General features: G+C 37.7%; 23 protein-coding genes and 2 tRNA genes. 12 read left to right on the plus strand and 13 right to left on the minus strand.

The annotated features are described in order from the left end of the window. Positions 1-180 precede the first annotated feature (180 nt). Positions 181-1,053, plus strand: a complete 873-nt coding sequence (locus tag LB454_RS10560) for a fructosamine kinase family protein (RefSeq protein ID WP_224464634.1) — start codon at positions 181-183, stop codon at positions 1,051-1,053. Between the two features lie 73 nt (positions 1,054-1,126). Further along, positions 1,127-2,092 (plus strand): bile acid:sodium symporter family protein, encoded by a 966-nt coding sequence (locus LB454_RS10565; RefSeq protein ID WP_224464635.1) that lies wholly within the window; start codon positions 1,127-1,129, stop codon positions 2,090-2,092. A gap of 204 nt (positions 2,093-2,296) precedes the next feature. Here LB454_RS10565 and LB454_RS10570 read toward each other — a convergent pair. From LB454_RS10570 to LB454_RS10600, 7 genes are all read right to left on the minus strand, one after another. Continuing rightward, positions 2,297-2,374 (minus strand) — tRNA-Pro (locus LB454_RS10570). A 55-nt stretch (positions 2,375-2,429) separates the two neighbouring features. After that, positions 2,430-2,513, minus strand: a tRNA-Ser gene (locus tag LB454_RS10575). A 102-nt stretch (positions 2,514-2,615) separates the two neighbouring features. Then, a complete protein-coding gene (locus tag LB454_RS10580; protein ID WP_224464636.1) occupies positions 2,616-2,912 on the minus strand; it encodes a thioredoxin family protein in 297 nt (98 codons plus the stop codon). 59 nt (positions 2,913-2,971) lie between these two features. After that, positions 2,972-6,430, minus strand: a complete 3,459-nt coding sequence (locus LB454_RS10585; protein ID WP_224464637.1) for an efflux RND transporter permease subunit — start codon at positions 6,428-6,430, stop codon at positions 2,972-2,974. Positions 6,431-6,433: 3 nt separating this feature from the next. Then, positions 6,434-7,609, minus strand: a complete 1,176-nt coding sequence (locus LB454_RS10590) for an efflux RND transporter periplasmic adaptor subunit (RefSeq protein ID WP_224464638.1) — start codon at positions 7,607-7,609, stop codon at positions 6,434-6,436. 4 nt (positions 7,610-7,613) lie between these two features. Then, the gene (locus tag LB454_RS10595; RefSeq protein ID WP_224464639.1) at positions 7,614-8,981 is read right to left on the minus strand and encodes a TolC family protein; all 1,368 of its coding nucleotides are present in this window, start codon (positions 8,979-8,981) and stop codon (positions 7,614-7,616) included. Continuing rightward, on the minus strand, positions 8,978-9,583 hold the full coding sequence (locus LB454_RS10600; RefSeq protein WP_224464640.1) for a TetR/AcrR family transcriptional regulator: 606 nt from the start codon (positions 9,581-9,583) through the stop codon (positions 8,978-8,980). The genes LB454_RS10595 and LB454_RS10600 overlap by 4 nt, the downstream gene beginning before the upstream one ends. A 200-nt stretch (positions 9,584-9,783) precedes the next feature. On the opposite strand from LB454_RS10600, the gene LB454_RS10605 reads away from it, so the two are divergent. Continuing rightward, on the plus strand, positions 9,784-10,923 hold the full coding sequence (locus LB454_RS10605; RefSeq protein ID WP_224464641.1) for a BspA family leucine-rich repeat surface protein: 1,140 nt from the start codon (positions 9,784-9,786) through the stop codon (positions 10,921-10,923). 219 nt (positions 10,924-11,142) lie between these two features. Here LB454_RS10605 and LB454_RS10610 read toward each other — a convergent pair whose 3' ends face one another. The 3 genes from LB454_RS10610 to LB454_RS10620 are packed head-to-tail and all read right to left on the minus strand — an operon-like array spanning position 11,143 to position 14,265. Beyond that, positions 11,143-12,297: a tetratricopeptide repeat protein gene (locus LB454_RS10610; RefSeq protein ID WP_224464642.1), complete on the minus strand. Its 1,155-nt coding sequence runs from the start codon at positions 12,295-12,297 to the stop codon at positions 11,143-11,145. Continuing rightward, positions 12,290-13,903, minus strand: a complete 1,614-nt coding sequence (locus LB454_RS10615) for a M56 family metallopeptidase (protein WP_224464643.1) — start codon at positions 13,901-13,903, stop codon at positions 12,290-12,292. The genes LB454_RS10610 and LB454_RS10615 overlap by 8 nt, the downstream gene beginning before the upstream one ends. Further along, on the minus strand, positions 13,903-14,265 hold the full coding sequence (locus LB454_RS10620) for a BlaI/MecI/CopY family transcriptional regulator (protein ID WP_224464644.1): 363 nt from the start codon (positions 14,263-14,265) through the stop codon (positions 13,903-13,905). The genes LB454_RS10615 and LB454_RS10620 overlap by 1 nt, the downstream gene beginning before the upstream one ends. 397 nt (positions 14,266-14,662) lie before the next feature. Between LB454_RS10620 and LB454_RS10625 the strand changes: the two genes are divergently transcribed. Then, positions 14,663-15,454 carry a PhzF family phenazine biosynthesis protein gene (locus tag LB454_RS10625; protein WP_224464645.1) on the plus strand — a complete coding sequence of 264 codons (792 nt, stop codon included), beginning with the start codon at positions 14,663-14,665 and terminating at the stop codon, positions 15,452-15,454. Between the two features lie 90 nt (positions 15,455-15,544). Here the strand turns inward: LB454_RS10625 and LB454_RS10630 are convergent, their stop codons facing one another. Then, the gene (locus tag LB454_RS10630) at positions 15,545-15,895 is read right to left on the minus strand and encodes a hypothetical protein (RefSeq protein WP_224464646.1); all 351 of its coding nucleotides are present in this window, start codon (positions 15,893-15,895) and stop codon (positions 15,545-15,547) included. Beyond that, positions 15,896-16,870: a polyprenyl synthetase family protein gene (locus LB454_RS10635; RefSeq protein ID WP_224464647.1), complete on the minus strand. Its 975-nt coding sequence runs from the start codon at positions 16,868-16,870 to the stop codon at positions 15,896-15,898. It lies immediately after the preceding gene. 190 nt (positions 16,871-17,060) lie between these two features. Here LB454_RS10635 and LB454_RS10640 point away from each other — a divergent pair, with 190 nt between their 5' ends. From LB454_RS10640 to LB454_RS10665, 6 genes are all read left to right on the plus strand, one after another. Beyond that, positions 17,061-19,874: a 2-oxoglutarate dehydrogenase E1 component gene (locus tag LB454_RS10640; RefSeq protein ID WP_224464648.1), complete on the plus strand. Its 2,814-nt coding sequence runs from the start codon at positions 17,061-17,063 to the stop codon at positions 19,872-19,874. A 30-nt stretch (positions 19,875-19,904) separates the two neighbouring features. Continuing rightward, positions 19,905-21,194 (plus strand): 2-oxoglutarate dehydrogenase complex dihydrolipoyllysine-residue succinyltransferase, encoded by a 1,290-nt coding sequence (odhB, locus tag LB454_RS10645; RefSeq protein ID WP_224464649.1) that lies wholly within the window; start codon positions 19,905-19,907, stop codon positions 21,192-21,194. A gap of 301 nt (positions 21,195-21,495) precedes the next feature. After that, positions 21,496-21,693 (plus strand): DUF4177 domain-containing protein, encoded by a 198-nt coding sequence (locus tag LB454_RS10650; RefSeq protein WP_224464650.1) that lies wholly within the window; start codon positions 21,496-21,498, stop codon positions 21,691-21,693. A 35-nt stretch (positions 21,694-21,728) separates the two neighbouring features. Beyond that, the gene (locus LB454_RS10655) at positions 21,729-21,962 is read left to right on the plus strand and encodes a hypothetical protein (RefSeq protein WP_224464651.1); all 234 of its coding nucleotides are present in this window, start codon (positions 21,729-21,731) and stop codon (positions 21,960-21,962) included. Between the two features lie 160 nt (positions 21,963-22,122). Next, complete coding sequence (locus LB454_RS10660) at positions 22,123-22,395, plus strand: DUF433 domain-containing protein (protein WP_224464652.1); 273 nt, start codon at positions 22,123-22,125, stop codon at positions 22,393-22,395. Continuing rightward, complete coding sequence (locus LB454_RS10665) at positions 22,395-22,754, plus strand: DUF5615 family PIN-like protein (RefSeq protein WP_224464653.1); 360 nt, start codon at positions 22,395-22,397, stop codon at positions 22,752-22,754. The genes LB454_RS10660 and LB454_RS10665 overlap by 1 nt, the downstream gene beginning before the upstream one ends. A 181-nt stretch (positions 22,755-22,935) precedes the next feature. Here the strand turns inward: LB454_RS10665 and LB454_RS10670 are convergent, their stop codons facing one another. Further along, on the minus strand, positions 22,936-23,373 hold the full coding sequence (locus tag LB454_RS10670) for a retropepsin-like aspartic protease (RefSeq protein WP_224464654.1): 438 nt from the start codon (positions 23,371-23,373) through the stop codon (positions 22,936-22,938). Between the two features lie 50 nt (positions 23,374-23,423). On the opposite strand from LB454_RS10670, the gene LB454_RS10675 reads away from it, so the two are divergent. Further along, the gene (locus LB454_RS10675; protein ID WP_224464655.1) at positions 23,424-24,191 is read left to right on the plus strand and encodes a TatD family hydrolase; all 768 of its coding nucleotides are present in this window, start codon (positions 23,424-23,426) and stop codon (positions 24,189-24,191) included. A gap of 14 nt (positions 24,192-24,205) precedes the next feature. Continuing rightward, positions 24,206-25,225: an asparaginase gene (locus tag LB454_RS10680; RefSeq protein ID WP_224464656.1), complete on the plus strand. Its 1,020-nt coding sequence runs from the start codon at positions 24,206-24,208 to the stop codon at positions 25,223-25,225. Positions 25,226-25,280 lie beyond the last annotated feature (55 nt).

Raw genomic sequence — 25,280 nt, forward strand, 5'->3', positions numbered from 1 at the left:
GAATTGGCTTAAGATATGGCGATAGTCAGCTTTAAGCTTCAAGTTCATTTTAAAAAACCGTCCGGGTGATCCTTGCAAACTGAATTATAAAAGCAAAACTCAGTATAATTTTACCTCAAGAGCGGTCTAGCTTTTAAATATTTGGTAATTTGAATCTAGTTTCTAAATATTAGATACTTAATGCCTCGTTTTCCAATGTTTTCAGAAGACCTTAAACATCATCTAGAAGAACGCTTCGGCTTTGCTATACAATCATCCCAGCCCTTAAGAGGTGGTGATATCAATTCGGTATTCCTTTTGAAAAGTAATGATACTCACTATGTCATCAAGTTAAACGAGGTCATGCTTTTCCCAGATATGTTTCAGAAGGAATCTAATGGATTATACGCTTTGCGATCCACTCAAGCTATTGATGTTCCTCAGGTTATGGGCTATGGTGACTATAATTCTAAAACTTACTTGGTTATGGAGTTTAAGAAGTCAGGCCAGACAGGCCAGCAGGGTTTTTGGGAGCTGTTTGGAGAGCAGCTAGCCAATTTGCACCGCAACACACAGGAGGCTTTTGGCTTTAAGGAAGACAATTACATAGGAAGTCTGCCTCAGTATAACAGAAGCGCAAGGTCGGCTTCAGAATTTTATATTGAGCAGCGTTTAAGACCTCAATTTCAAATGGCAAGTGAGAGAGGTTATGAATTTGATCATCTAGAGAAGTTTTATCAAATCATAGAACAGATCATTCCCGATGAGCCTCCGGCATTAATTCACGGTGATCTTTGGTCTGGTAACTATATGGTAAATTCAGATAATAACCCCTGTTTGATTGATCCGGCGGTAGCATATGCTCCCCGCGAAATGGACCTGGCGATGATGAAGCTCTTTGGAGGTTTTGATGACCAGATGTTTCAGGCTTATCGTGCCTCTTTTCCACTGGAAAAGGACTGGGAGAAACGCATTCCTTTATGGCAACTCTACTATATACTTGTACACGTTAACTTGTTTGGTGGTCACTACTACCAAAGGGCGAAAGAAGTATTAGGCTACTATCTTTCATAGTTTCAATCTAAAGATAAATCGAATTAGAATTTCTCAAGTAGTTTCGTAGATTTAATATTTCTAATATCTGCTAATGAAGATTGATAAATTTGTTCTGGCAATCGTTTTGACTATTGGGATTGCATACTTTTTTCCAAGTTTTGGAGATGGTGAAAGTAGGATTGCATTAGACCGTATTGCTAGCATTGGTATTTCCATGATATTCTTTTTTTATGGTCTGAAGCTAAGCTTAAAACAATTAGTCTCAGGTCTAAAAAACTGGCGATTACATTTACTTGTTCAATTATCTACTTTTTTGTTATTCCCCCTGTTAGTCATCGTTTTTTATCCTTTTTTTCAAGGGGATACCACTGAATCCGTCTGGTTAGCCTTTTTATTTCTAGCAGCACTTCCTTCTACGGTATCTTCCTCTGTCGTCATGGTATCTTTAGCAAAGGGAAATGTATCCGCAGCTATTTTTAACGCTAGTATCTCAGGATTGATAGGTATTGTCATTACTCCTCTATGGGTAGGGATTTTCTTACAACAGTCCAGTGTGGAGTATAGTTTGAGCGAGATTTATTTGAAGCTGCTTTTTGAAATACTTCTTCCAGTCGTCTTAGGTTTATTTTTGCAGAAGTATCTTGGCAAATTTGCTCGGAAGTATACCGCGTATTTAACCTGGTTTGATAAATCCATAATCCTCCTGATAATCTATAAAAGCTTCGCCGAATCTTTTGAGGAAGGTGTCTTTACAACAGTAAAGGGTATTGATTTGGTATTAATCAGTCTTGGGGTTGTGACTTTATTTTGTGTAGTTTACTTTACGATTGGTTATATATCTAGAAGGCTCAACTTTAATCGAGAGGATCAAATTACAGCTCAGTTTTCTGGAACAAAAAAGTCTCTGGTGCACGGGACTGTGTTTTCTAAGGTTCTGCTACCAGAATCTTTAGCTCTGGGTCTTATGTTGTTACCACTAATGTTGTTTCATGCCTTTCAAATACTGGTGATTAGCTTTATAGCTACTAAAGCAGGAAGATTTAAAAATCGACCTTAAACTTTTAAATTATTAGCTTTTCTTGTTCGGGGTGGCAGGATGACCTCCCTTTTGGTCGGTGATCCTGGAAATGGGTTTGTTGCTCAAGAAAAGCCAGCACCCATAGGTGCTTATTTCTTTTTTATTAATTCTATTTATGGAAGCTATCACTTTCAACATATCACAAATAAAAAAGCCAGTAATCAAAAGATTACTAGCTTTTCTTGGTCGGGGTGGCAGGATTCGAACCTGCGACCTCCTGCTCCCAAAGCAGGCGCGATGACCGGGCTACGCTACACCCCGAGTGTGTGTTTTAAGTTTTGGTTTAGATGGGTATCGCTTCATCTAACTATATCAGCGGAGAGACAGGGACTCGAACCCTGGCGACGTTTAACCGTCGACAGATTAGCAATCTGCTGCATTACCACTCTGCCACCTCTCCATTGTATTTTTAAGAACTTGCGCGTTTTGCGGTTGCAAATATAAGTCCATTTTTGATTTTGACAAAGCTAAAGCAAATTATTTTGAAGTTTCTTTATTTGCTTCAGGAATTGTCCTCAAGGAGTATGATAAGATCGTTTGCTTCCAGCTTTCCGCTTTGCCTCCAAACCATCTCTCCAGATTTATATAGCATGTAGGTTGGAAGTTTTTTCACTTTCAGAGCTTCTACCAATTGACTATTTTTTTCTGCATCAATCTTTATGAGTTTTGCGCGATCCCCAAGCGCAGCACTCACGTCTTTTAATTGATCGTGGATGTTTTCACAATCTTCACTCCATTCTGCGAAGAAATTCAACAAAATGGGCTTTTGCTCATCAATGAGTTCGCCAAATTTGGTCATTAGTAATTGATTTTATTTAAAATTAATTCAAAATACTTCATCTACCAAATCTTTTAGTACTAGGTAGTTGCAGTTTCTGTTTTGCGTTTGAACCTCAACTTGGCTCTTGTAACCAGATAAAACATCACTGGAACGACAATCAAAGTCAAAAATGTCGCAAAAATCAACCCAAAAATCACAGTCCAGGCCAATGGTCCCCAGAAAATCACGTTATCTCCACCAACATAAATATTGGGAGCATAATCAACAAAAAGCCCGAAAAAATCAATGTTTAATCCCACGGCAAGTGGGATCAAACCTAATACGGTTGTGATTGCTGTAAGTAATACTGGTCTGAGACGCGACTTGCCTCCAGCAACAATCTCTTCAAAATATTGCTGCTTTGTCAACATCACCTCATCATCTAGATCTAGCTTTTCCTTTCTTCGATCAATTAGAATCTGTGTATAGTCCACCAGCACTATCGCATTGTTAACAACTATTCCAGCCAGTGAGATAATCCCCATCATAGTCATGATAATGACAAAATCCATTTGAAAAATACCAAGTCCAAAGAAAACTCCTCCTAAACTCAAAATCACTGCCATCAATATAATGATAGGTTTAGAAATCGAATTGAATTGAGCGACAAGAATCAATAGAATACCGCCAACGGCAAGAAGCAAAGCTTTGATGAGAAAGTCCAAGTTTTCATCCTGTTTTTCTTGTTCTCCCGTAAACTTGTAATTGATACTTTCATCCAAATCAAAATAGTCTAACTCCTTCTCAATTTGAGAAACTATTTCATTACCGTTATATCCTCCAAGAACATTGGAGTATACAGTAATCACTCGTTTCAAATCTTTCCTTTTTATTGAAGAAAATGTAGCAGTAGGTTCCGTTTCAACCAATGTTGAAATAGGCGTTTGAATAATTTCACCTTTGTTATTTCTGAAGGTGACAGGCTGGTTGAAAATCGCATTTTCATCATACCTGAACTCTTCATTGAATCTGACATTGATTTGATAATCATCATCTTCATCCTTGAAGGTTGATGCCTCTTCACCAAAAATAGAACGGCGAATCACCTGCCCAACCTGTGCTGAAGAAATCCCCAGTTTTCCTGCTTTAGCTTTGTCAACTCTTACATTGAGTTCTGGCTTAGATTTATTAATGTCAATTTTCAATTCTTCAATACCTTCAATTCCTGTTTGATCGATGTATTCCCTCATGCGTTCAGCTTCCGCTAGCATAAGATCATAGTTTTCACCCTTCAATTCGATATTAATAGGATAACCCGCAGGTGGTCCAGTCTCATCTTTTTCAGCAATAATAGATACCCCGGGAAAACCTTTCACAACTTCTCTCACTTCATCTAGAACCTGGCTGCTTTCCACGTCTCGCCTTAGTTTAAACTCTCGCATAGAAAGTGTAACTTTACCTCTGTGCGGCATTTCATTTACTTGTCCTGCATCGGTTCTAGGGTTTCCGGAGCCTTTGCCAACTTGTGAAATGGCAGATTCTACCATGAAGTTATAGCCATCCTCGTCTTCATATTTTTCGAGAGCATCAAAAATACGTTCTTCTACTTTTTTGGTAAGTTCATTGGTCTTATTGATGTCGGTTCCTTCTGGATATTCTATATACGCCATAATTTGATTAGGCTGATTTTCTGGAAAGAAAAGCACTTTTGGCTGGACAATACCTACAAAAACAAATGAAAGAATTAAAATTCCAAAAGTTCCGAAGAAAAATATGTAAGCTTTTTTCTTGTATAAAGCGTATTTTAAAAACTTCTCGTAGAAGTTTTCAAGTCTTTTCAGTGATCTGAACTGGAAAAAATATATAGCTTTTATTAGGAACAGTTTATAGATCCACAGTAATATAGAGGCTAAAATCGCAAAATTTCCAAGGCCTCTAAAAGCTCCGATATCCAATGTAAATCCAGCAACAAGGGAAATGATTCCAATACTAAGTAAAATGAGACTCCAGCGGATCACCTGTTTGTTTTTCAATTTCTTCTCTTTCACCTTCATAAATTCTGAAGTCAACATAGCATTGATAATTAATGCCACAAAAAGAGAGGATCCCAATACTACAGATAAGGTGATAGGGAAGTAGACCATGAACTTACCAATAGTTCCTGGCCATAAGCCTAGCGGAAAAAACGCTGCCAATGTTGTAGCCGTTGAGGCTATAATTGGCCATGCAATTTCACCAATTCCCTGTTTGGCAGCTGCAGTTCTGCTCATGCCCTGATCCATAAGAGAATACACGTTTTCTACAACTACTATTCCGTTATCTACCAGCATCCCGAGTCCCATAACCAGACCAAAAAGGACCATAGTGTTAAGGGTAAATCCAAGTCCGGATAAGATGATAAGAGAAAGCAACATCGACATAGGAATTGCAACTCCTACAAAAAGTGCATTTCTAAAGCCTAGAAAGAACATCAGCACGATAATAACCAGCAATACTCCGAAGATAATATTGTTGACCAGGTCGTTGACCTGGTTCTCAGTTTTGACGGACTGATCATTGGATAAGCTGATGTTTAAGGCTTCAGGGAAATAATTCGCTTCTTCTTTTTCAACAATTTTCTTTATTTCCTCAATGGCTTCGATCATGTTTTTTCCAGCACGCTTTTTTACGTCAAGCATGACTACCTGATCACCATAATCTCTAGCAAATGTGGTTGGATCTTTGGTGTGGAAATTGACTTTTGCCACATCCCTTAGGTAAACTTCACCGCCATCATCTTTGATAACGATATCATTGAGCTCATCAGGATTGTCAATTTCACCAAGTATCCTTACATTCTTTTCAAAGCCGTTGGATTTTATATTGCCACCAGATATGGTTTTGTTATCATTCCTTATCGCTGTGATGATGTTATCAAAACTAACCTGCATAGCTGCCATCTTATAGATGTCGACAGCAACTTCTACCTCCTTGTCATCTACACCTCTTACGGTTGCTTCCTTTATTTGAGGCAGTAATTCTATTCTGTCTTGAAGATATTCAGCATAATCCTTTAGTTGTTGTATGTTGAAATTGCCAGTAAAGCTGATATTTAAAATTGGAAATTCCTCTGAGATATTGAGATCGAATACGTTCGGTTCTACCTTCGCACCATTGTCTAAAGTAGGCCAAGTGGTTTCGGATTTTACCTGGTCTACCTTATCCTTGATAAGCTGCTTGGCATCTTGTACAGCGATATCTTCTTCAAATTCCACAATGACCATTGAGTAATCCTGCATGGTAGTAGAGGTGATTTCTCTCACTCCTTTTACATCCTTGAATTCTTCTTCAAGCGGTTCTGTGATAAACTTTTCAAGGTCCTCGACAGAAGTTCCCGGCTCTACAGAGCTTACGTAGATTTTAGTTTCAACAATTTCGGGAAAATCCTCTCTTGGCATGTTGTAGTAAGCCATGATTCCTCCTATCAATATGATAGCAATAATCACGTACACTGTCATTTTATTATCTATCGCCCAGGAAGAAATACCAAACTCTCTATAAGTGTTTTTCTTTGCCATGAATTAATTCTTTTGAAAGTTTAAAACTCTTACTTTATCCTGTTTTTTTATGGTTCTAGCTCCTTCAGTGACAACGATGTCTGAAGCTTTGAGCCCTTCCAAAACCTCAATCTCACCACGGTAATTTCTCCCAATTTTCAACTTGCGAAAACGGGCTTCCCCTATACTGTCATTTTCCATATTCAGCGCAAATGTGAAGGATTCCCCTTCTGCATTTTCCTGCAAAATATTTTCAGGAATAACAATGGCATCCTCAGCATTATAATCGTTGAGTCTAAGTGTAGCGATGAGGTTTGGTTTTACAAAATCGATACTATCTGGTATAGAAACACGTACTCTAAAGTTTCTATTGCTTTCAGAAATATTGCTGGATACCTGAGTTACTTTTCCTACAAAACTTTTGTTCAAAGCTCTAAGATTTACAATGGCTTCAGAGCCTTTCTGTATACTACCCACATAACTTTCTGGCACATTGGCACTCACGTACATTTCTCCTAAATTGAGTACTCTAAAAATTGGATTTTGTCCAGGGGCAACCACCTGCCCCTGGTCTGTAATGATTTCATCTACTTGCCCGTCAAACGGTGCGTAAATCACCGATTTATTTAACTGGCTCTCCATCTGTTTTACAGAATTGTCAATTTGTTCAAAGGCTGTTTTGGCTTCCAAATATTGTATTTCCGATCCTATGTTTTCATTCCACAGACGCTCCTGTCTTTCAAATCTAGTTTTGGCCAGCTGTTTTTGAGCTTGCATTTCAGCAAGTTGACTTGATTGTCCGCCATCATCTATTTTGGCAAGTTTTTGCCCCTTTTTCACTTCATCTCCTTCTTTTACAAAGATTTTTTCCAGCACACCAGAAAATTCTGGATAGATCATAATGTTTTGATCTGTTGTGACATCTCCCTGAACCTTGACATAATGTTTAAAATTTTTAGGCTCTAGTTGGATAGCTTCTACCAGCGCATATTGAGATGAATCCTCAAAGTCTTCTAATTTTTCATCTAGCTTTTTGATTTTACTATTAAGCTCACGCATTTTCTTATTTAACGTCTCCCGCGTTTGTTTCAATTCAGTTTTAGATCCATTTTCGATAATTTCTTCAACAGATTTTTCTTTCTCATCGCAAGAGGCGACTATTAGTAGCACAAAAATGCTGAGGTAGTGTAAATATTTCATGAGTTTATTTTTCAAAATTTGTAAATGGAGTATTGATTATTTTTTCGATATCGGCTTTAGAATTGATGATGTCCAGCATGGATTGTAATAGCTCATTTTGTGCAGAATACAATTGCTGCTGCGCTTGTCTCAGTTCGAAACTTGTTCCAACTCCTTCTTTGAATTTCATTTGATTTTTTCGTTCGATACGTTCTGCTAATTCCAGATTTTTCTTTGATAAGTCATAGTTGTCAACGGCAAATTCGAAATCGCTTTTAGCATTGTTGAGCTGAAGTTTGATTTGGTTAATAGCCTGCGTTTTCTGAGTTTCTGCTTTTTCCATTTCAATCCTTGCTTTTTGTGTACGTGCATTACGCTGTCCAGAACTGAAAATAGGAACGTTTAAGCTCACACCAATTGTAGAAAACTCAAACCAGTCTGCCCTGGAAGAAAAGAATTCGAAGTTTTCCCCAAAACTGGTCTGACCGTAGTTAGCAAAAGCAGAAAGGCTTGGCAGCGCTTTACTTTTTTCAAGCTTCATTTCCAATTCACGTTGTTTAACCAGGTTATCTGCTATTTTGAACTCAATGGTGTTTTCAACTTGCAAATCTTCGGTCATGATTTCTGCTTCCAGCGCTTCTCTGTTAGCTAAATTTTCTAAATCTTCAAGTAGAGTTACTTCCGTATTTATGGGTAATCCAAGCACCATGTTCAGGCTTTCTTTGGAGATATCTTTCATTCGCATGGCATTGTTCATTTGGCTTTGCAACTGCTGGTAAGTGATCTGAAGTTGCTCTACGTCCTCTTCTTCGGCAAGTCCGTTTTCAAAGGTTTTACGAGTTTCATATAGGTTTTTTTCAGCGGCTTCCAGGTTGCTTTCTATGATACCGATTGAGTTTTGAGTTAGTAAGACATTTCCGTAAGCACTCACGACATCCTTTCTCACGTCAAGCTTGGTGCGTGTCTCTTCGTTATCAGAATACTCCAAGAAGGTTTTGGCCGCCTGCAGTGCAACGATGTAAGAACCATCAAATATCAACTGATTTAAGGTGACAGAAGCATCCATGCTTTGTCTTGGTGAAAATTGAACCGGTACAAAAGTGCCTGGTTCACCCCCCGCAAGTTCTCCCGGGAGGGGAGTTTGTCTCACAATGGCATTGTATTCATAATTACCTGCGGCATTAATCTGTGGAAGTCCATCAGCAGTAGTTTCCCATTTTTGCTTTAGAGCGATAGCCACATCTCGCCTGGCATTGATAGTGGCGTAGCTACTGTCAATTGCAAAGTCAATAGCTTCCTGTAGGGTGAATTTGTAAGTTTTGGGTTGATTTTCCTCCTGAGCAAAACTGCTCAAGCAGATCAATAGGAGTAAGCTGAAACTTAATTTTTTCATTCTAATAGTTGTTTTTCTAACTCGTTTAGGCGTTCAAGACCTTTGGTGTCTACAATACTTCGTAGATGATATTTTAAAAATTCTTCGTAAAGTTCTTTTGGGGAGAGGTGGCTGTCCTTAAAGAGCTCTTCATCTTTTAGGTTGAGCATTCCGGAAATATAAATTCTGCAGGTAAAGACTTTATGAATATCTTCTCTGTAGTAGCCTTCTTCAACGCCTCTTTCTATGTTTTTACTGATGCAGTCTTCCATCTTACAAACCTGTGACTCACGCATTTTAGCATAAATCTTAGGGTAGTATTTTTGAAACTGAAACTGAGGTGAGCTTTTCTCATTCTTGAGCCGCTTCATCACCACTTTTTTAATTTCAATCATTTCCTCTATGGGATCCAGACTTTTTAACTGAACTAAATCAATTTCAGCATGAATGCGATCCCTAATAAAGTAGGCGACCTGCTCCACTAAATCTGATTTGTTTATGAAATACTCGTAAATGGTTTTTTTGGAGACGCCAAGCTCCTGAGCCAAATGGTCCATAGTAACACTCTTGAAACCAAATTCCAAAAACAAATCTCCTGCTTTATGTAGTATATCTTCTCTCATCTTGAAGCTGCAAATGTAAACTTTGGAAACTATTTAAACAATAAAAGTTTCCAAAGTTTTACTTTTATTTAACTTTGGATAGAAAATTATGAGATTGAAAAAATTTAATCCACTTAATTATGTGATATAAATTATTTGGTTATTTTTATTTATACAAAAAAACTATCTAATATAGATTGATATTACTCAATCTCAAGACTATGAAAAAAAATTACCAGTTTATTGTATTATTCATCCTAACCATTTTTAATTTTATTACTGTTTTTTCTCAAAATAATTCTGACTTTTATCTTGCTGAAAATGGAGTGACTTGTCTATGTCCTGAGGCAGAAGTCGGAGAAAGAGGAACTCTTATCATAAATGAGGAAGAAAAAACATTTACCAAACGCAGTGAAACTGAGTTGAGAAACTTGATTGACGCCGACCAAAATAATCCAGAAATAGCTCTTTCTTGTGTTAGTGGGATTACCGATATGTCTGGTCTTTTTGGAGGTAAAACCGAATTTAATCAAAATATTAGATCTTGGGACGTTTCTCAAGTGAACACAATGAAGGAAATGTTTGCGTCTGCAGCTAACTTCAACCAGTCATTAAATGACTGGGATGTTTCACAAGTATATACAATGCAATCTATGTTTGTTTTTGCATCAAAATTTGACCAGTCCTTAAATAATTGGAATGTCTCTCAAGTTACAGATATGAGTGGGATGTTTGAGTTTGCGATCAACTTTGATCAGCCTTTAAACAATTGGAATGTTTCTCAAGTAACTAGTATGAGAGGTATGTTCAATAATGCAGAAAATTTTAATCAAACAATCTCAGACTGGAATGTTTCTCAGGTAGCTGATATGGCGGGTATGTTTTTTAATGCAAATCAATTTAATCAACCAATAAATAATTGGGATGTTTCTCAGGTGACAAATATGTTTAGCATGTTTAGAAGTGCAACAAGTTTCAATCAGGACCTTTCAGGTTGGTGTGTTGGGCAAATACCAACAGAACCCGGTGATTTTGATACAAATACAAAAAACTGGACTCTACCCAACAGCAGACCTGTTTGGGGGTCTTGTCCAACGCTTTCTACAGAGATGCCCAATGAGCTAGGTTTTGTTTTATATCCTAATCCAGCTTCAAGTCAAGTATATCTAAACAATCCTAGCAATCTTAAGCTTAGTAGTCTAACAATTTACGATATGACCGGTAGACAGATAAAAAGCCAGGTGATTTCAGCAGATGGCCAGGCAAGTGTTGATGTTTTAGATTTGTCTTCTGGAAGTTATATCCTAAAAGTAAATACTAAGGAAGGTCAAACCTGGACCCAACGTTTACTTGTAAATTAAAAAATTGCGTAGAGTAATTAAAATTAAGAGATGAGTTGAGTAATCACCTCATCTTTTTTTGAAGTATATTGATTTAAAATCTTTTATGGTTGAGCCCCTCTATTTTGAGACATTATGATTGTGAAACTTTATTTTTTCAATCAAAAAAAGCCAGCTCTTCTGAGCTGGCTTAGGTCAAATAAAGATGAAATTTGACTATAAAAATACTTGGAAAGCCTATTAATTTTCAGCTTCAAAATGCTGTTCCCTTCTTAAGTCAGTAAGGCGCCTAGACATCAAAGGTTTAAATTCAGCGTATTCATAATCACCAAATTGATTTTCATACTTACCGAAATACATCAGTTTTTTGTCGATGTTGTCATAGTATTTATCGGCTGTTAAGGCGAGCTCCACATAGGCACGCTCAAACATTTGTGCTTCATCGATAACTAACTCAAATTCTTTGATGGCTTCTTTGAGTTTTCCATTTTCCTTTAAAGCTACAGCTTTGGTAAAACGCTCACCGCTTAGGCTTACATCTTTATAAAGAATAGCGAGTTGGGCGTTGTATTCAGATTCTTTAAAATTTCCTTGTTTTGCATAGGCGAGAGCAAGTTGTAAATGATATTTACTGCTTCTTTGCTCAATCCTCAACAGTTGCTTGTATTTTTCGATTGACTTGTCTAATTGGTTGGTGCTGTTGTAAGCTGCCGCCATTTTTTCCAAAACAAATTTTGGTGGACTAGTTAATTTTTCAAGTTTTTCAAACTGTTCTAAAGCTTGATTTAATTTTTTTTGAGAATAGTAAATTTGACCCAGCAAACCAATGACTTTTTTGTTGTTGGGATTGAAGGATAAGGCCTCTAGACTTATGACTTCTGCTTTTTCATAGCTTTTGATCCTGAAATAAAACTTGGCGAGTTCATAAGCAGCTCCCTGGTGAGAGGGATCGTGCTTTAAAGCTTTTTCAAAAAAAATCTCTTCGGATGCCTTGCTGAATGTGGCTTTCGTTAATCCAAGCTGATATAAAAATTCTGGATTTTTAGGATAATTTGTGTGAAGCAAACTCAGTAAACTATCCGCTTTCTTGTTTTGAGAGTTGGCCTTTAAAAGTTTGGCATAAGTGAACTGATGAATAGGTTCATCGGCTTTATCCTTAAGCGCTTCTTCATAACTGGCAAGAGCATCCTCCGTAAAATGTTTTGCTCGAAGACTTTTAGCTTTAAGAATGTGAGTCTTAAAACTATTAGGGGGTTGGGTTTCAAAATGCTCTAAAAGGTGAGCATATTCCCCAACCGAATACAGGCTGTCCAGGTCTTGGGCAGAAATGAATTGTGCACCCAGTGATAGGTGCACAATACTTAGGATGAAATTTAATTTAATTTTTTTATTCATATACATTAAAAGTAATGGGCAATGAATACAATACACCTACTTTTTCACCTTCATGCTCCCCTGGCGTAATTTGAGGAAGTTTGCCAACAACACGTTTGGCTTCGACTTCAAGTTCAGGTTTTGGAGCTCTTGCGTTTATATTTACAATTTCACCAGTTTTATCAATTTTAAATTGCACATAGACACGGTTGACGCCAGTGAGTCCCAGATCTTTTGCCAGGTCTGTATCAAAATTCTCGTTTACAAACTGGCTAATGTTCTTGCTCATACATTCTTTACGCTCTTCATTGGTTCCTAAGTTTTCACAGCCTGGAAATACTGGAACAGATTCGATAACTGAAAAAGGGACAGATCCTGTATTATCTATTTTTTCTCTCTCTGTTATTTCAGTTTTTGGATTGTTTTTTTGCTGCAGGTACTCTTCATAAGTTTGGGTTTTCAGTTTTTTAAACGCATCTGTATCTGTCATGGACATTTTACTATCACCACCACTTTCTTCGTCCATTTTTTCAGCCGTATAAATCATGAGTACATTTCTTCTGTAGAAGTCTTCTTTAGAATTTATTTCTCTATAGTTAGAAAATGTAAACTTTTCAGGAATATCTTTAGAAAACATACCGTATTTAGCGACAGCTTCTTCCAGTTCATTCATATATTGTGAACGTAACTTTTCAGCTTCAGCTTCTTCAGTTAGTTCTTGAATGTCTTCCTGCGTATCTTCTTTACAAGCCGTATACGTCAGCATCAAGCCTAGTAGTGGCAAAATCAGCAGGTATTTGAATAAATGTTGTGGATGGGAGTTTTTCTTTTGTAACATCATAAGTCGTTGTTTTAATTGTGAATGGTTAAAAAATGAATGTGAAAATTCGAAATTCCTGGTGCCAAAAGCCTGGTTAAGCAAGCTTTGGGCATAATCGCGTTTATTTAAATCTTTGGCAGCCACGGCATCGGCCTGGAGTTCGTGTACCAAAACCAGTTCGCGCTTCAGCCAATGGTGAGCAGGGCTCAGCCAAAACAGCATGCGTAGAAATTCTGTAAAAAATAAGTCTAAGGCATGATTGGAGCGCGCATGTTCCAGCTCGTGAGCCATGACTTTTTCTCGCTGTGTTTCGGGAATCTTGTCACCAACAAAAATGGAATTCCAAAAGGTAAAGGCATTTTCAGAAGCTTCCAGTTTGTAGTACTTCACGGTATTGATATAGCGTTCAAAACGCGCTTTTTGTGTCATTTGCTTTAGCTTCCAATAGCCTATGCTGAATTTGATTGCGAAAAAACTAATGCCAATGAGATAGATCAGCTTAAGTATAGTATCTAAACTCCAAGTAATCGTCTGGGGTTCTGCGTTGGCGCCTGAAGCGGTTACGTTCACTTCTTCACCCATCATAAAATAAGCCTGGAATTGAGCAGCTGTAGCACCTCCAGTTTCTTCTGAACCAAAATTGATAGCCAAAAAGCTTAAGTCGAGTAGGGGGATGATAAAAGAAAGTATGGCAGTGATGAGCAGATAAGCTCTATTCTGCGCATAAAAGGTCTCTTTTTTAAAGAGCAGATACAGCCCTAAAAAACAGGTTTGGAAAAGAATAACATCTAAAAGATACCACCACATTACTCCTCGTTTTTATCAAGTTCTTTTAAAATGCTTTCCAAATCTTTGGTGCTCATATTTTTTTCTTTGACGAAAAAAGAAACCATGTTTTTAAAGGATCCTTCAAAATAAGAATTGACCATCTTTTTCATCGTCGCCTTTTGGTAGGTGTCTTTGTCAACCAAAGCAAAATATTTAAAACCTCGACCAACTTTTTCATGTCCTACAAAACCTTTATCTTCCAGTATTCTCACGATGGTGGAAGTGGTATTGTAAGCCGGTTTAGGTTCAGGCATATCTTCTATAATTTCTGCTACGCGTGATTTTCCTTTCTTCCATAACAGTTGCATGACTTCTTCTTCTGCTCTTGTAAGTTGTCTCATTGTTGTATGTATTTTTCACGAATATAAACTATTATTTTAGTTTAACTATAAGGATAGTTGTTAAAGTTTTGATTTTTTGTCATTCCGAGGGAAGAGAAACGACGAGGAATCTTTTTAAAGGAATGTTTTAGTGTTTTTCGACAGTTGAGATTCTTCATTCCGCTACGCTTCATTCAGAATGACAGGTTCAATTGAGGGAGTAGTTATATGATGTAAATCATTAGTTTTGTCCCGAAAAGAGATTGAATAACAACTATGATGTTTGCAATGTGAAAGTTTAGTTCAGAAATTATGTTTTTGTCTTCTTGAGCGCAGTCGAAAGATTGACAAAAAATCTCGACTGCGCTCGATTGGACAATTTTGACGAAGTCATCATAGTTTAAAAGAAAAACAACTTATGGCTACTATATATCAAGTCGATGCGTTTACAGATGCGCTATTCAAAGGAAATCCCGCCGGGGTGATGCTGCTGGAATCTGAGTTTTTGAAAGAGGAGCTGATGCAAAATATTGTCAAAGAAATGAATGTATCGGAGGTGGCGTTTGTCTTACCTAGAGAAAATCATTTTGACATTCGGTTTTTTACGCCAAAAGCTGAAGTCCCGCTTTGTGGTCATGCGACTTTATCGGCCGCCCATATTTTGTACGAATTAAATTTAGTTCCAAAATCCGATTCTATTCTGTTTCAGGCACCAAATGATCAGTTAGAAATTAATTTTACTGATGATGGCTATCAGATGAAATTCCCTGAATATGTTTTAGATCCGATACCAACTTCCAACTGGTCTGAAGCTTTGGGTTTACAAGTCAAAGAAGCTTTTGAAGTCACCAACGACTGGACCATGCTGGTTGTAGATTCTGAAGAGGAACTCGCTAATTTCAAACCCGACGCCAGACTGCTGCAAAGTTTAGGTCTTGGTCAAAGCATTTTTACAGCAAAATCAAATTCAGAAGAAAGAGATATCGTCTGCAGATGTGTCGTGCCGAACCTCGGTATTCTGGAAGATCCCGTAACAGGTTCTGCACATTGTGCACTTGGGGTGTATTGGTCCAAGGTTTTGGATAAAAATGAATTAAAATCCGAACAGATTTCAGAGCGTAAAGGCCAGCTGAAGTTAGAGCTAAAAAACAAAAGCGTCTATATATTAGGTAAAGCCAAAACGGTATTTAAGGCTGAGTTTTATTTGTAAAGCACATGAAGGTGTTTCCTCTGTGAGCTTTGTGACTCTGTGGTTCTATTTACCACGGAGACATAGAGGACAGAGGGTTTAAACGGTAGGTTATTTATAAACCGACCGCCAGTACACTTTTTGATAGCTGCGTTCAACAACACGGTTAATCAAGCGATCCAAAAAATCTTCATGCGTCATCAGGCGCTGGATTTCATTTTCATGAATGTCGATTCTGTAAAGTAAATGGATAAAGCTCGAGGTTTTTTGATGCATGAGTTCAGAAAAAATGGGATTCAAGCCTTGCCACAATTCGTCTGGAGAAATATTGGTGTGCAATTCAATTTCAGTGAGCCCCACCAAAGCTAAATCTTTATTCAATTGTTGAATCAATTGTTCCCATACCTCTTTAAATTGATTGTGGTTTTCAGTAATTTCAGAAAGTAATTTTGGGACCGTCATTTACATTTTGCGATTCATGAGGTTGGTGCCAAATTCTTTTAGATAGCGTTTTCCCTGTTCCGATACCTCCATGTGTTCAAGATGCCTGAATGCCTCTTCTGTGAAGGTCTGTATTCTTTCAGTGGTTGCTTGTTTCGCGCCAGAATCTTCAAAAATTTGCTTGGCCGTTTCGATTTTACTGCTAGGATCTTCTGGAGCTATGGTATATAAGTGTTTTAGCTGATCTGCACTGCTATCGTCTGACAGCTCCAGAGCTTTTAGGTAGAGATAAGTTTTTTTATTCTCAATGATATCTCCACCAATTTGTTTTCCAAATACTGCCTGATCGCCAAACGTATCCAGATAGTCATCTTGAATTTGAAACGCAACTCCTAGCAATCTGCCGAATTCATAAATCTTGTCCTGTACATCATCCGATGCATTGCTAACTATGGCACCCATTTTTAGAGCTGCGCCAACAAGCACAGCCGTTTTGTATTCGATCATCTTGAGATACTCCTCGATCGTCACATCATCTCGCTCTTCAAAATCAACGTCATACTGCTGGCCTTCACAAACTTCAATGGCTGTTTTGGTAAATAGTTTGGCCAGAGGTTTGAAATGTTCTGCCGGGTAATTCTCAAATAACTGGTAGGCATTAATGAGCATTGCATCTCCAGATAAAATGCCAGTGTTGACGTTCCACTTTTCATGAACGGTCTGTCTTCCTCTGCGCAAGGGTGCATCATCCATGATATCATCGTGGACCAGTGAGAAATTATGAAAAATCTCAATAGCCAGAGCGGCATCCATCGCTTTCTCCCGTCCTCCTCCAAAAATATCTGCACTCATTAAGACCAGTACAGGTCTTAGTCGTTTCCCGCCCAGTCTCAAAATGTATTCAATGGGTTCGTAAAGATTTCTAGGTTCTTTTTCTGGAAGACGAGCTTCCATATAAGATAGGAAAGTTGTTTTGTAAGCTTCTAGATCCAACATCAATTTTTTGGCTAAAATAAATCATTAAAGAGATCTACCTTCTTTTTTTGAAAATTGTTAAGTCTTGATTTATGATTTTGTTTAAGATTTCAATAGAGTGGTGTATGAAATGATAAATTTAATTCAAAGAAGCCCTGTTTTGGATAGAAATCGTAATTTTGTATTACACATTACAAGATGTAATTTCAATATGGACAAATATTCATTTCTAAATGCGATGCACCCATCGCAACTTGCAGACCTCTATAATCAATATTTACAGAATCCAGACGCTACAGAACCTAGTATGAGAGCCTTTTTTCAAGGTTTTGATTTTGGTTTGGAATCTGGATATGATGAAGCTGGGCTTTCCACAGGAGAAACTACAGTCACCTTAAAAGATTCCGAGACCAAGGAAACTGAGAAGGTACAGGTGCCAGAAAATGTTCAAAAAGAATTTCAGGTTGTAAATCTTATTGATGGCTATAGACACCGCGGGCATTTATTTACTAAGACCAATCCCGTAAGAGAACGACGCAAGTATTCACCAAAGCTCGATATTGAAAACTTTGGGTTGTCGAAATCTGATTTGGATCTCGAGTTTGAAGCTGGTGAAATCATCGGTATTGGGAAGGCAACACTTCAGCAAATAATCGATTTTCTTGAAAATGTATTTTGTGATTCCATTGGTGTGGAATATGCCTATATCCGTAAACCGGAAGAAATCAAATGGATTCAGGATAAGATTTATAAAAATCAAAATAAGACTGAGTACTCTGAAGATCAGAAGAAAAATATATTACGCCGACTCAATGAGGCTGTGACTTTCGAAAGCTTTTTGCATAAAAGTTATGTAGGTCAAAAACGATTCTCTCTGGAAGGCAACGAATCCTTGATTCCAGCTTTGGATACTTTAATTGAAGGCGCTGCCGATATGGGAGTGAAAGAATTTGTGATGGGAATGGCCCACCGCGGACGTTTAAACACCCTCGTTAATATCTTTGGCAAAAGTGCTAAAGATATTTTTAATGAATTTGAAGGGAAAGATTACGATGTAGATGGGTTTGACGGTGATGTGAAATACCATCTGGGCTGGACTTGCATCCGTAAAACCGATTCCGGAAAAGAAATCAACTTAAATATAGCTCCTAACCCGTCACACCTGGAAACCGTAGGTGCTGTCGTGCAAGGGATTGCCAGAGCAAAACAAGACGATCATCATCTTGGAGAAGAGCAGAATGTATTGCCTATAGTAGTGCACGGCGATGCAGCCATTGCAGGACAAGGCATTGCTTACGAAATTGTGCAAATGGCACAGCTCGATGGCTACAAAACTGGCGGGACTATTCATATCGTTGTGAATAATCAAATTGGTTTTACAACCAATTATATAGACGGACGCTCGTCAACTTATTGTACCGATGTGGCTAAAGTTACTCTGTCTCCTGTGCTTCACGTGAATGCAGATGATGCTGAGGCTGTTGTCCATGCCATGACGTTTGCACTTCAGTATAGAATGGAATTTGGTAGAGATGTCTTTATCGATTTGTTAGGCTATAGAAAGTATGGTCACAACGAAGGTGATGAACCAAGATTTACTCAGCCGCAACTTTACAAAGCCATTTCTGAACATAAAAATCCAAGAGATTTGTATGCTAGTAAACTGGTAGATGAAGGGATTATAGATGAAAAGTACCTGGAGGAACTGGAAGAAAAAGTAAAGTCTAAACTCAACGAAGAGTACGAAGATTCCAAGAAAGAAGACAAAGCAGTGGTCACCAAAATTCTTCAGGAAGAATGGGAAGGTTATGAGCCGGCCGATAAGCACAAGATGCTAGAGCCTGTAGACACGACTTTCGATTTGGACAAATTATCTGAACTTGCAGAATCCATTACCACATTGCCAGAGGATAAAAGCTTCATGAGAAAAGTAAGTAAACTCATGAAAACCCGTCACAAGATGTATTTTGAAAAAAATGAACTGGACTGGGCCATGGGTGAGCTTCTAGCTTATGCAACTTTACTGGATGAAGGTCATGATGTGCGAATCTCTGGTCAGGATGTAGAGCGAGGAACATTTTCTCACAGACATGCAGTGATCAAAACTGAAAACAGCGAGGAAGAGTATGTGCCTCACAACAATATCAACAAAGATCAGGGGCATTTTTATATCTACAACTCATTGCTTTCAGAATATGCGGTAGTCGGTTTTGATTATGGATATGCTATGGCCAGTCCTTCAACTTTGACGATTTGGGAGGCTCAATTTGGAGATTTCAGTAATGGAGCACAAATCATGATAGACCAGTACATCTCTTCAGCAGAAGATAAGTGGAAAACTCAGAATGGTTTGATTCTTTTATTACCACACGGATACGAAGGTCAAGGTTCTGAACACTCTTCAGGACGAATGGAGCGTTACCTTCAGTTGTGTGCCAAGGACAATATGTTTGTTGCGAACTGTACCAGCCCCGCCAACTACTTCCATTTGTTAAGAAGACAGTTGAAAACTAACTATAGAAAACCATTAATTGTCTTTACTCCAAAAAGTTTGTTGAGACATGCTGAAGTAGTTTCTCCTAAAGAAGATCTGGCAGAAGGCAGTTTCCAAACTGTTATCGACGATCCCAAAGCCAAAGTAAAAGACACTAAAACGCTTGTGATTTGTTCAGGTAAATTCTACTTCGATTTGAAGAAAAGGAGAGAAGAAGAAGGAAGAGATGATGTAGCTTTAGTAAGGTTAGAACAATTGTTCCCAGTGCCAAAAGAAGCGCTTGATAAGATCATCAAAAAGTATAAAAACGCCAAAGATGTTGTTTGGGCACAGGAAGAACCAAGAAATATGGGCGCTTACACACACTTGCTATTGCAGTACCATAAGGCAAAAGACTTTAGAGTATGTAGTAGACGTTTTTACGGATCGCCAGCAGCAGGAAGCCAGGCAAGATTTAAGAAAAGACACGAGGAAGTGATCGACTATGTTTTCGATGCTTCAAAAGACAACTGTATACAAGATTATAAATAATAAAAACCAAGTTACGAAACACATATTATTATGGCTTTAGAAATGAAAGTCCCTTCACCGGGAGAGTCAATTAGCGAAGTTGAAATCGCAGAATGGTTAGTAAAAGACGGAGAATACGTAGAAAAAGATCAAGCTGTTGCAGAAGTAGACAGTGATAAAGCAACCTTAGAATTGCCTGCGGAAGCTTCAGGAATTATTACCTTAAAAGCAGAAGAAGGCGACGTCGTCCAGGTAGGGGAAGTCGTTTGCTTAATTGATACAGAGGCCGAAAAGCCATCTGGCGGTGATGATAAAAAAGAAAAGTCGGAGTCTAAAGATGCTTCAGACAATAAAAAATCAGAGGACAAAAAAGAAGACAAGAAAGAATCTAAATACGAGGATAAATCTTCTTCTAAAGATGAAAAAAGCAAGTCTTCTTCAGATTCTAAAGAAACCTATGCCACAGGAAGTCCTTCACCTGCAGCCAAGAAAACTTTGGACGAGAAAAACATCGATCCTAAAGATGTAAAAGGAACAGGAAGAGATGGTAGAATTACAAAAGAGGACGCCATGAATGCAGAAGGTAAACCTTCTATGGGATCTCCCGGTCCAGGAAAACGCAGCGAGTCCAAAAGCAAAATGTCTATGCTACGCAGAAAAGTAGCAGAGCGTCTAGTGAGTGCCAAAAATGAAACGGCGATGTTGACGACCTTCAACGAAGTCAATATGCAGCCAATTTTTGACCTGAGGTCTCAGTACAAAGAGAAATTTAAAGAAACGCACGGTGTGAGTTTAGGATTTATGTCCTTTTTCACCTTAGCGGTGGTTCGTGCGCTAGATAAATTCCCAGCGGTCAATTCTATGATTGACGGTAAGGAAATGATTACCTACGATTACAAAGACATCAGTATCGCGGTTTCAGGACCTAAAGGATTGATGGTGCCAGTGATGCGTAATGCCGAAAATCTTGGCTTTAGAGGCGTTGAGCAGGAAGTGAAGCGTTTGGCTTTACGTGCCAGAGATGGAAAAATCACTGTGGATGAGATGACAGGAGGAACCTTCACCATTTCCAATGGAGGAGTATTCGGTTCTATGTTATCTACACCGATTATTAACCCACCACAAAGTGGAATTCTGGGCATGCACAACATCGTGGAGCGCCCGGTAGCAATCGACGGGAAAGTAGAAATCCGCCCAATTATGTATGTGGCTCTATCTTATGACCACAGAATCATCGACGGTAAAGAATCTGTAGGATTCCTGGTCGCTATCAAAGAAGCACTGGAAGATCCAAAAGAACTCTTGATGGATGGCAATGTTGAAAAAGCTCTCGAGCTTTAAAACATGTCCTTTTTAAACATACACAACCCTGAAGGTTTTCCAAGCTTCAGGGTTTTTTAATGCTCAAAACTTCTGACTTTTTAAGGTGAATTTGCCCACGTTAATTTTAATGGGTTTTGATACATTGCTTTAGGATTTTGCGTTGGCTTAAATGATAAAGCCTGGTGAGGAAAATCATCTGAAGGGTTTAAGTCGGATTGATGTTTTTTGTAGTAAAACTGTTAGTGCACTGTAACTGTTTTAAATAAAAGAGTATATTTAAATTCGTAAACCTATTATAAATCACTTTTATCCAATTTAAATGAAAGACTATAAAGTAGAATCTTTGATCTATTATTCCAAGCTTACAACCGATACAAAGCATATTGTAAAATCTTCAAAAAAGGAAATCCAGGAAAAATTAGATGACTATTCTAAAGACGGTTACAAGTTAACTTCAACAGATGCAACAAGTTTTGGAAGTGCAGTTTATATATACCTGTATTTTGAGAAAATTTAGAGTTAAAGAAAAATAATTCATCCACTATAAAAATTATGGAAAAGCAAAATCCAACAGAATCAATAGATGATCTAATAGTGGTTGAAAATAAAAATGTAAAAAGAGCTAAAATTTTGAACGCCTTGTTGATTGGTTTTCTAGCTGGCATTGTTGGTATAGGTGTGGTTTCAGCATTCATTTCTGGAAAATTCATCATTCTTATTCCACTGCTTTTTCCTTTGTATTTTAGTTATAAATTAATCAAACCTTCTCAGAAAAACATAAGCTAGGTATCCTAGAAATTCGCCAATTAGTATTTATTCCATTAGAATAAATTTTTGTCCTGTACTTAGACATTAATTAATTAACCTCAAGCTGCTTGAAGTACAACTCATCTGTTTTATACTTAATCATGTTTTTTTTACGTGCATATGTCCTTAACACTTAAAATTGAAAAATAAGGCAAATAGTATTAACTTTGAGAAAATGATGGACATGGATGAATTAAAAAAAAGAATAACGATAGATCCTGAAATTTGTCATGGCAAACCTTGTATAAGAGGGATGAGATGGCCCGTTGAAGTTATAATGGATATGTTGGGCTCTGGTATGAGTATTGAGCAAATACTGGAGGATCATAACGAACTTGAAAAAGAGGATATTTTAGCAAGTTTAAATTTTGCTAAGTTGTATATGTCGGGTCATACGATGAATGTTGCCTGATGAGATTCCTGTGCGATGTTCATATATCTTATAAATTGGCGAGACATCTCATTTCTTTAGGTTTTGAATCTGTACATGTAAATGAGATATTAGACAAGTCAGAGACTAAAGATTCTGACTTGTCTAAATATGCAGATCAAAATGATTACGTACTTATTTCTAAAGACTCTGATTTTAGAGATTCATTTTTTGTAAAACAAACCCCAAAAAAACTTATTAAAATTAATTTGGGTAACATTTCAAATCAAGAATTAATAAAGATCTTCAATGCTAATATTGAATCAATTCAAAAGTTAGATAGCAAACCGAGCTTTCTGATCGAGATTAGTCAAGATCATATTAATTTAACTGAATTATAAGTAAACGCCACACCGAATTTTATCTCATTTTAAAGCCTGGGAAATCATCATAAATTGATTTAAAACACCTCACAGGTTTTTGAAACCTGTGAGGTCTAACACATTCACAAATTTGTTTATAATTATTTGAATCCCTAAGTAATCTTATGTCTACCCAATACTCTTACATCAATAACTCCATCTACTTCAAATACAAATAATCCGTTTTATAGTCAATCACCGCTTTGCCTTTTTTAAGAATATCCGCACCTATGATGCCATGCACCAATTCGGCATCGTGATCGCTCAAAGCCTTGTTAACGTGCGACAAGTCAAACAGAATCAAATCCACTTTCTTTTTGGTCCATTTACCAATAGCTACCTTGTTGTTCGTAGACGCTCGGGTCAACATATTGGTAGCGCCAGCGCCAGCGGCTTTGATGTTGCTGTCTTCAGAAAATAAGTTGAAGTGATCGGCGTAAGTAAAGTCAATGCAGGAACTCGAAGCGCCGGTGTCTATAATAAAACTGCCTTCCACACCATTTATCGTGACTTTGCACTCGTAATGATTAGTCTCGGTACTATTCATTTTTAGGGCTTTGTAATTTTTTTCTTTCAGAAATGATTTTAAGGACGACATTTATAGGATTTTCGGCAAATATAAAGTTTCGTTTTAAATAAATTTGCTCCATGACTATAACAGACACGCACACACACTTATATTCTGAAGCTTTTAACGAAGATCGAACGGAAGTCATTCAGAGAGCGATAGATAAAAACGTCAAACGCTTTTTTATTCCGGCCATAGATTCAGAAACCACTCAGGCGATGTACGACTTGGAAAAACGATTTCCTGAGAACATATTTTTGATGATGGGGCTGCACCCAACCTCCGTTTCAGAATCGGTAGAGGAGGAGCTCAAACATGTGGAAGAAGAATTAGCAAAGCGAAAATTTTATGCCGTCGGCGAAATTGGCATCGACTTGTACTGGGATAAAAGTTTTTTTGAAACTCAGCGCAAAGCTTTCAAAAGGCAAATTCAGTTAGCTAAAAAACATAAGCTGCCTATCGTCATTCACTGCAGAGAAGCATTCGATGAGGTGTTTGAGGTGCTGGAAGAAGAAAAAGGAGAGGACTTGTACGGTATTTTTCATTGTTTTACAGGAACCAAAGCTCAGGCCGAACAGGCTATTAGTTATAATATGAAACTTGGCATTGGAGGCGTAGCAACTTTCAAAAATGGAAAGATCGATCAGTTTTTGAATGAAATTGATCTGAAGCACATCGTTTTGGAAACCGATTCTCCTTACCTTGCCCCAAAGCCCTACCGCGGAAAGCGCAACGAAAGTGCTTACGTAGTGAAGGTGGTGGAGAAACTTTCAGATATATATAAGGTAAGTCTTGAGGAAATTGCAGCCCAAACCACTCAAAACTCTAAAGACGTCTTCGGAATTTAATACAGAATCAACTTATGTCCAGAATTCTATTAGTTTACACAGGAGGTACCATCGGGATGATCAAAAATCCTGAAACTGGTGCGCTCACAGCTTTCAATTTTGACGAATTGCTGTCCAATATACCAGAATTAAAACTTTTGGAACACGACATCAGTACCGTAAGTTTTGATGAGCCTGTCGATTCATCAGACATGGATACGACAGATTACGTGAAGCTTGCCAATTTAATAGAAGAACATTTCGAAGATTACGACGGTTTTGTGGTGCTTCACGGCAGCGATACCATGTCGTATACTGCTTCAGCCATCTCCTTTATGTTTGAAAACCTGAAGAAACCTATCATTTTTACAGGATCACAATTGCCTATTGGGGATTTGAGAACCGATGCCAAGGAGAACCTGATTACCAGTATTCAGCTGGCAGGTTTAAAAGAGCAAGGCAAGACGGTAATTAAAGAAGTTGGACTTTATTTTGAATACAAACTTTACAGGGCTAATAGAACAACCAAAGTCAATGCTGAACATTTCGAGGCTTTTGAATCGGCGAATTTTCCACCAATTGCAGAATCTGGGGTTAATTTGAAGATTAATTACGAAAAACTCATGAAGCCCAACATGAGAAAAAAAATGGTAGTGCATAAATCTTTAAATGATAACATTCTGATTTTAAAATTATTTCCAGGAATAAATCAACAGACCTTGAAACATATTTTTGATACTCCACATATAGAAGGAGTCATTCTGGAAACTTTTGGAAGTGGAAATGCAAAAACAGACGATTGGTTTACAGAAGCATTAAAAATTCTTATCGACAGAGGAGTGCATGTAGTCAATGTGACTCAATGTGTTGGAGGAGCGGTACTTATGGGTAAATATGCTACTAGTGAACGGCTGAAAAAGCTTGGAGTTATTAGTGGTGGAGACATAACAACAGAGGCTGCCGTAGGAAAAATGATGTATCTTTTGAATAAAAATTTAGGTCCGAAAGTTTTTAAAACTATATTTGAAACATCGTTACGAGGCGAAATGAATTAAAAATTAACGTGCAATCCTTCTTGTAAAACTATTTTTTTTTATTTATTTGCTAAGT

The organism is Psychroflexus montanilacus (assembly GCF_020164535.1).
Taxonomy (GTDB): Bacteria; Bacteroidota; Bacteroidia; order Flavobacteriales; family Flavobacteriaceae; genus Psychroflexus; species Psychroflexus montanilacus.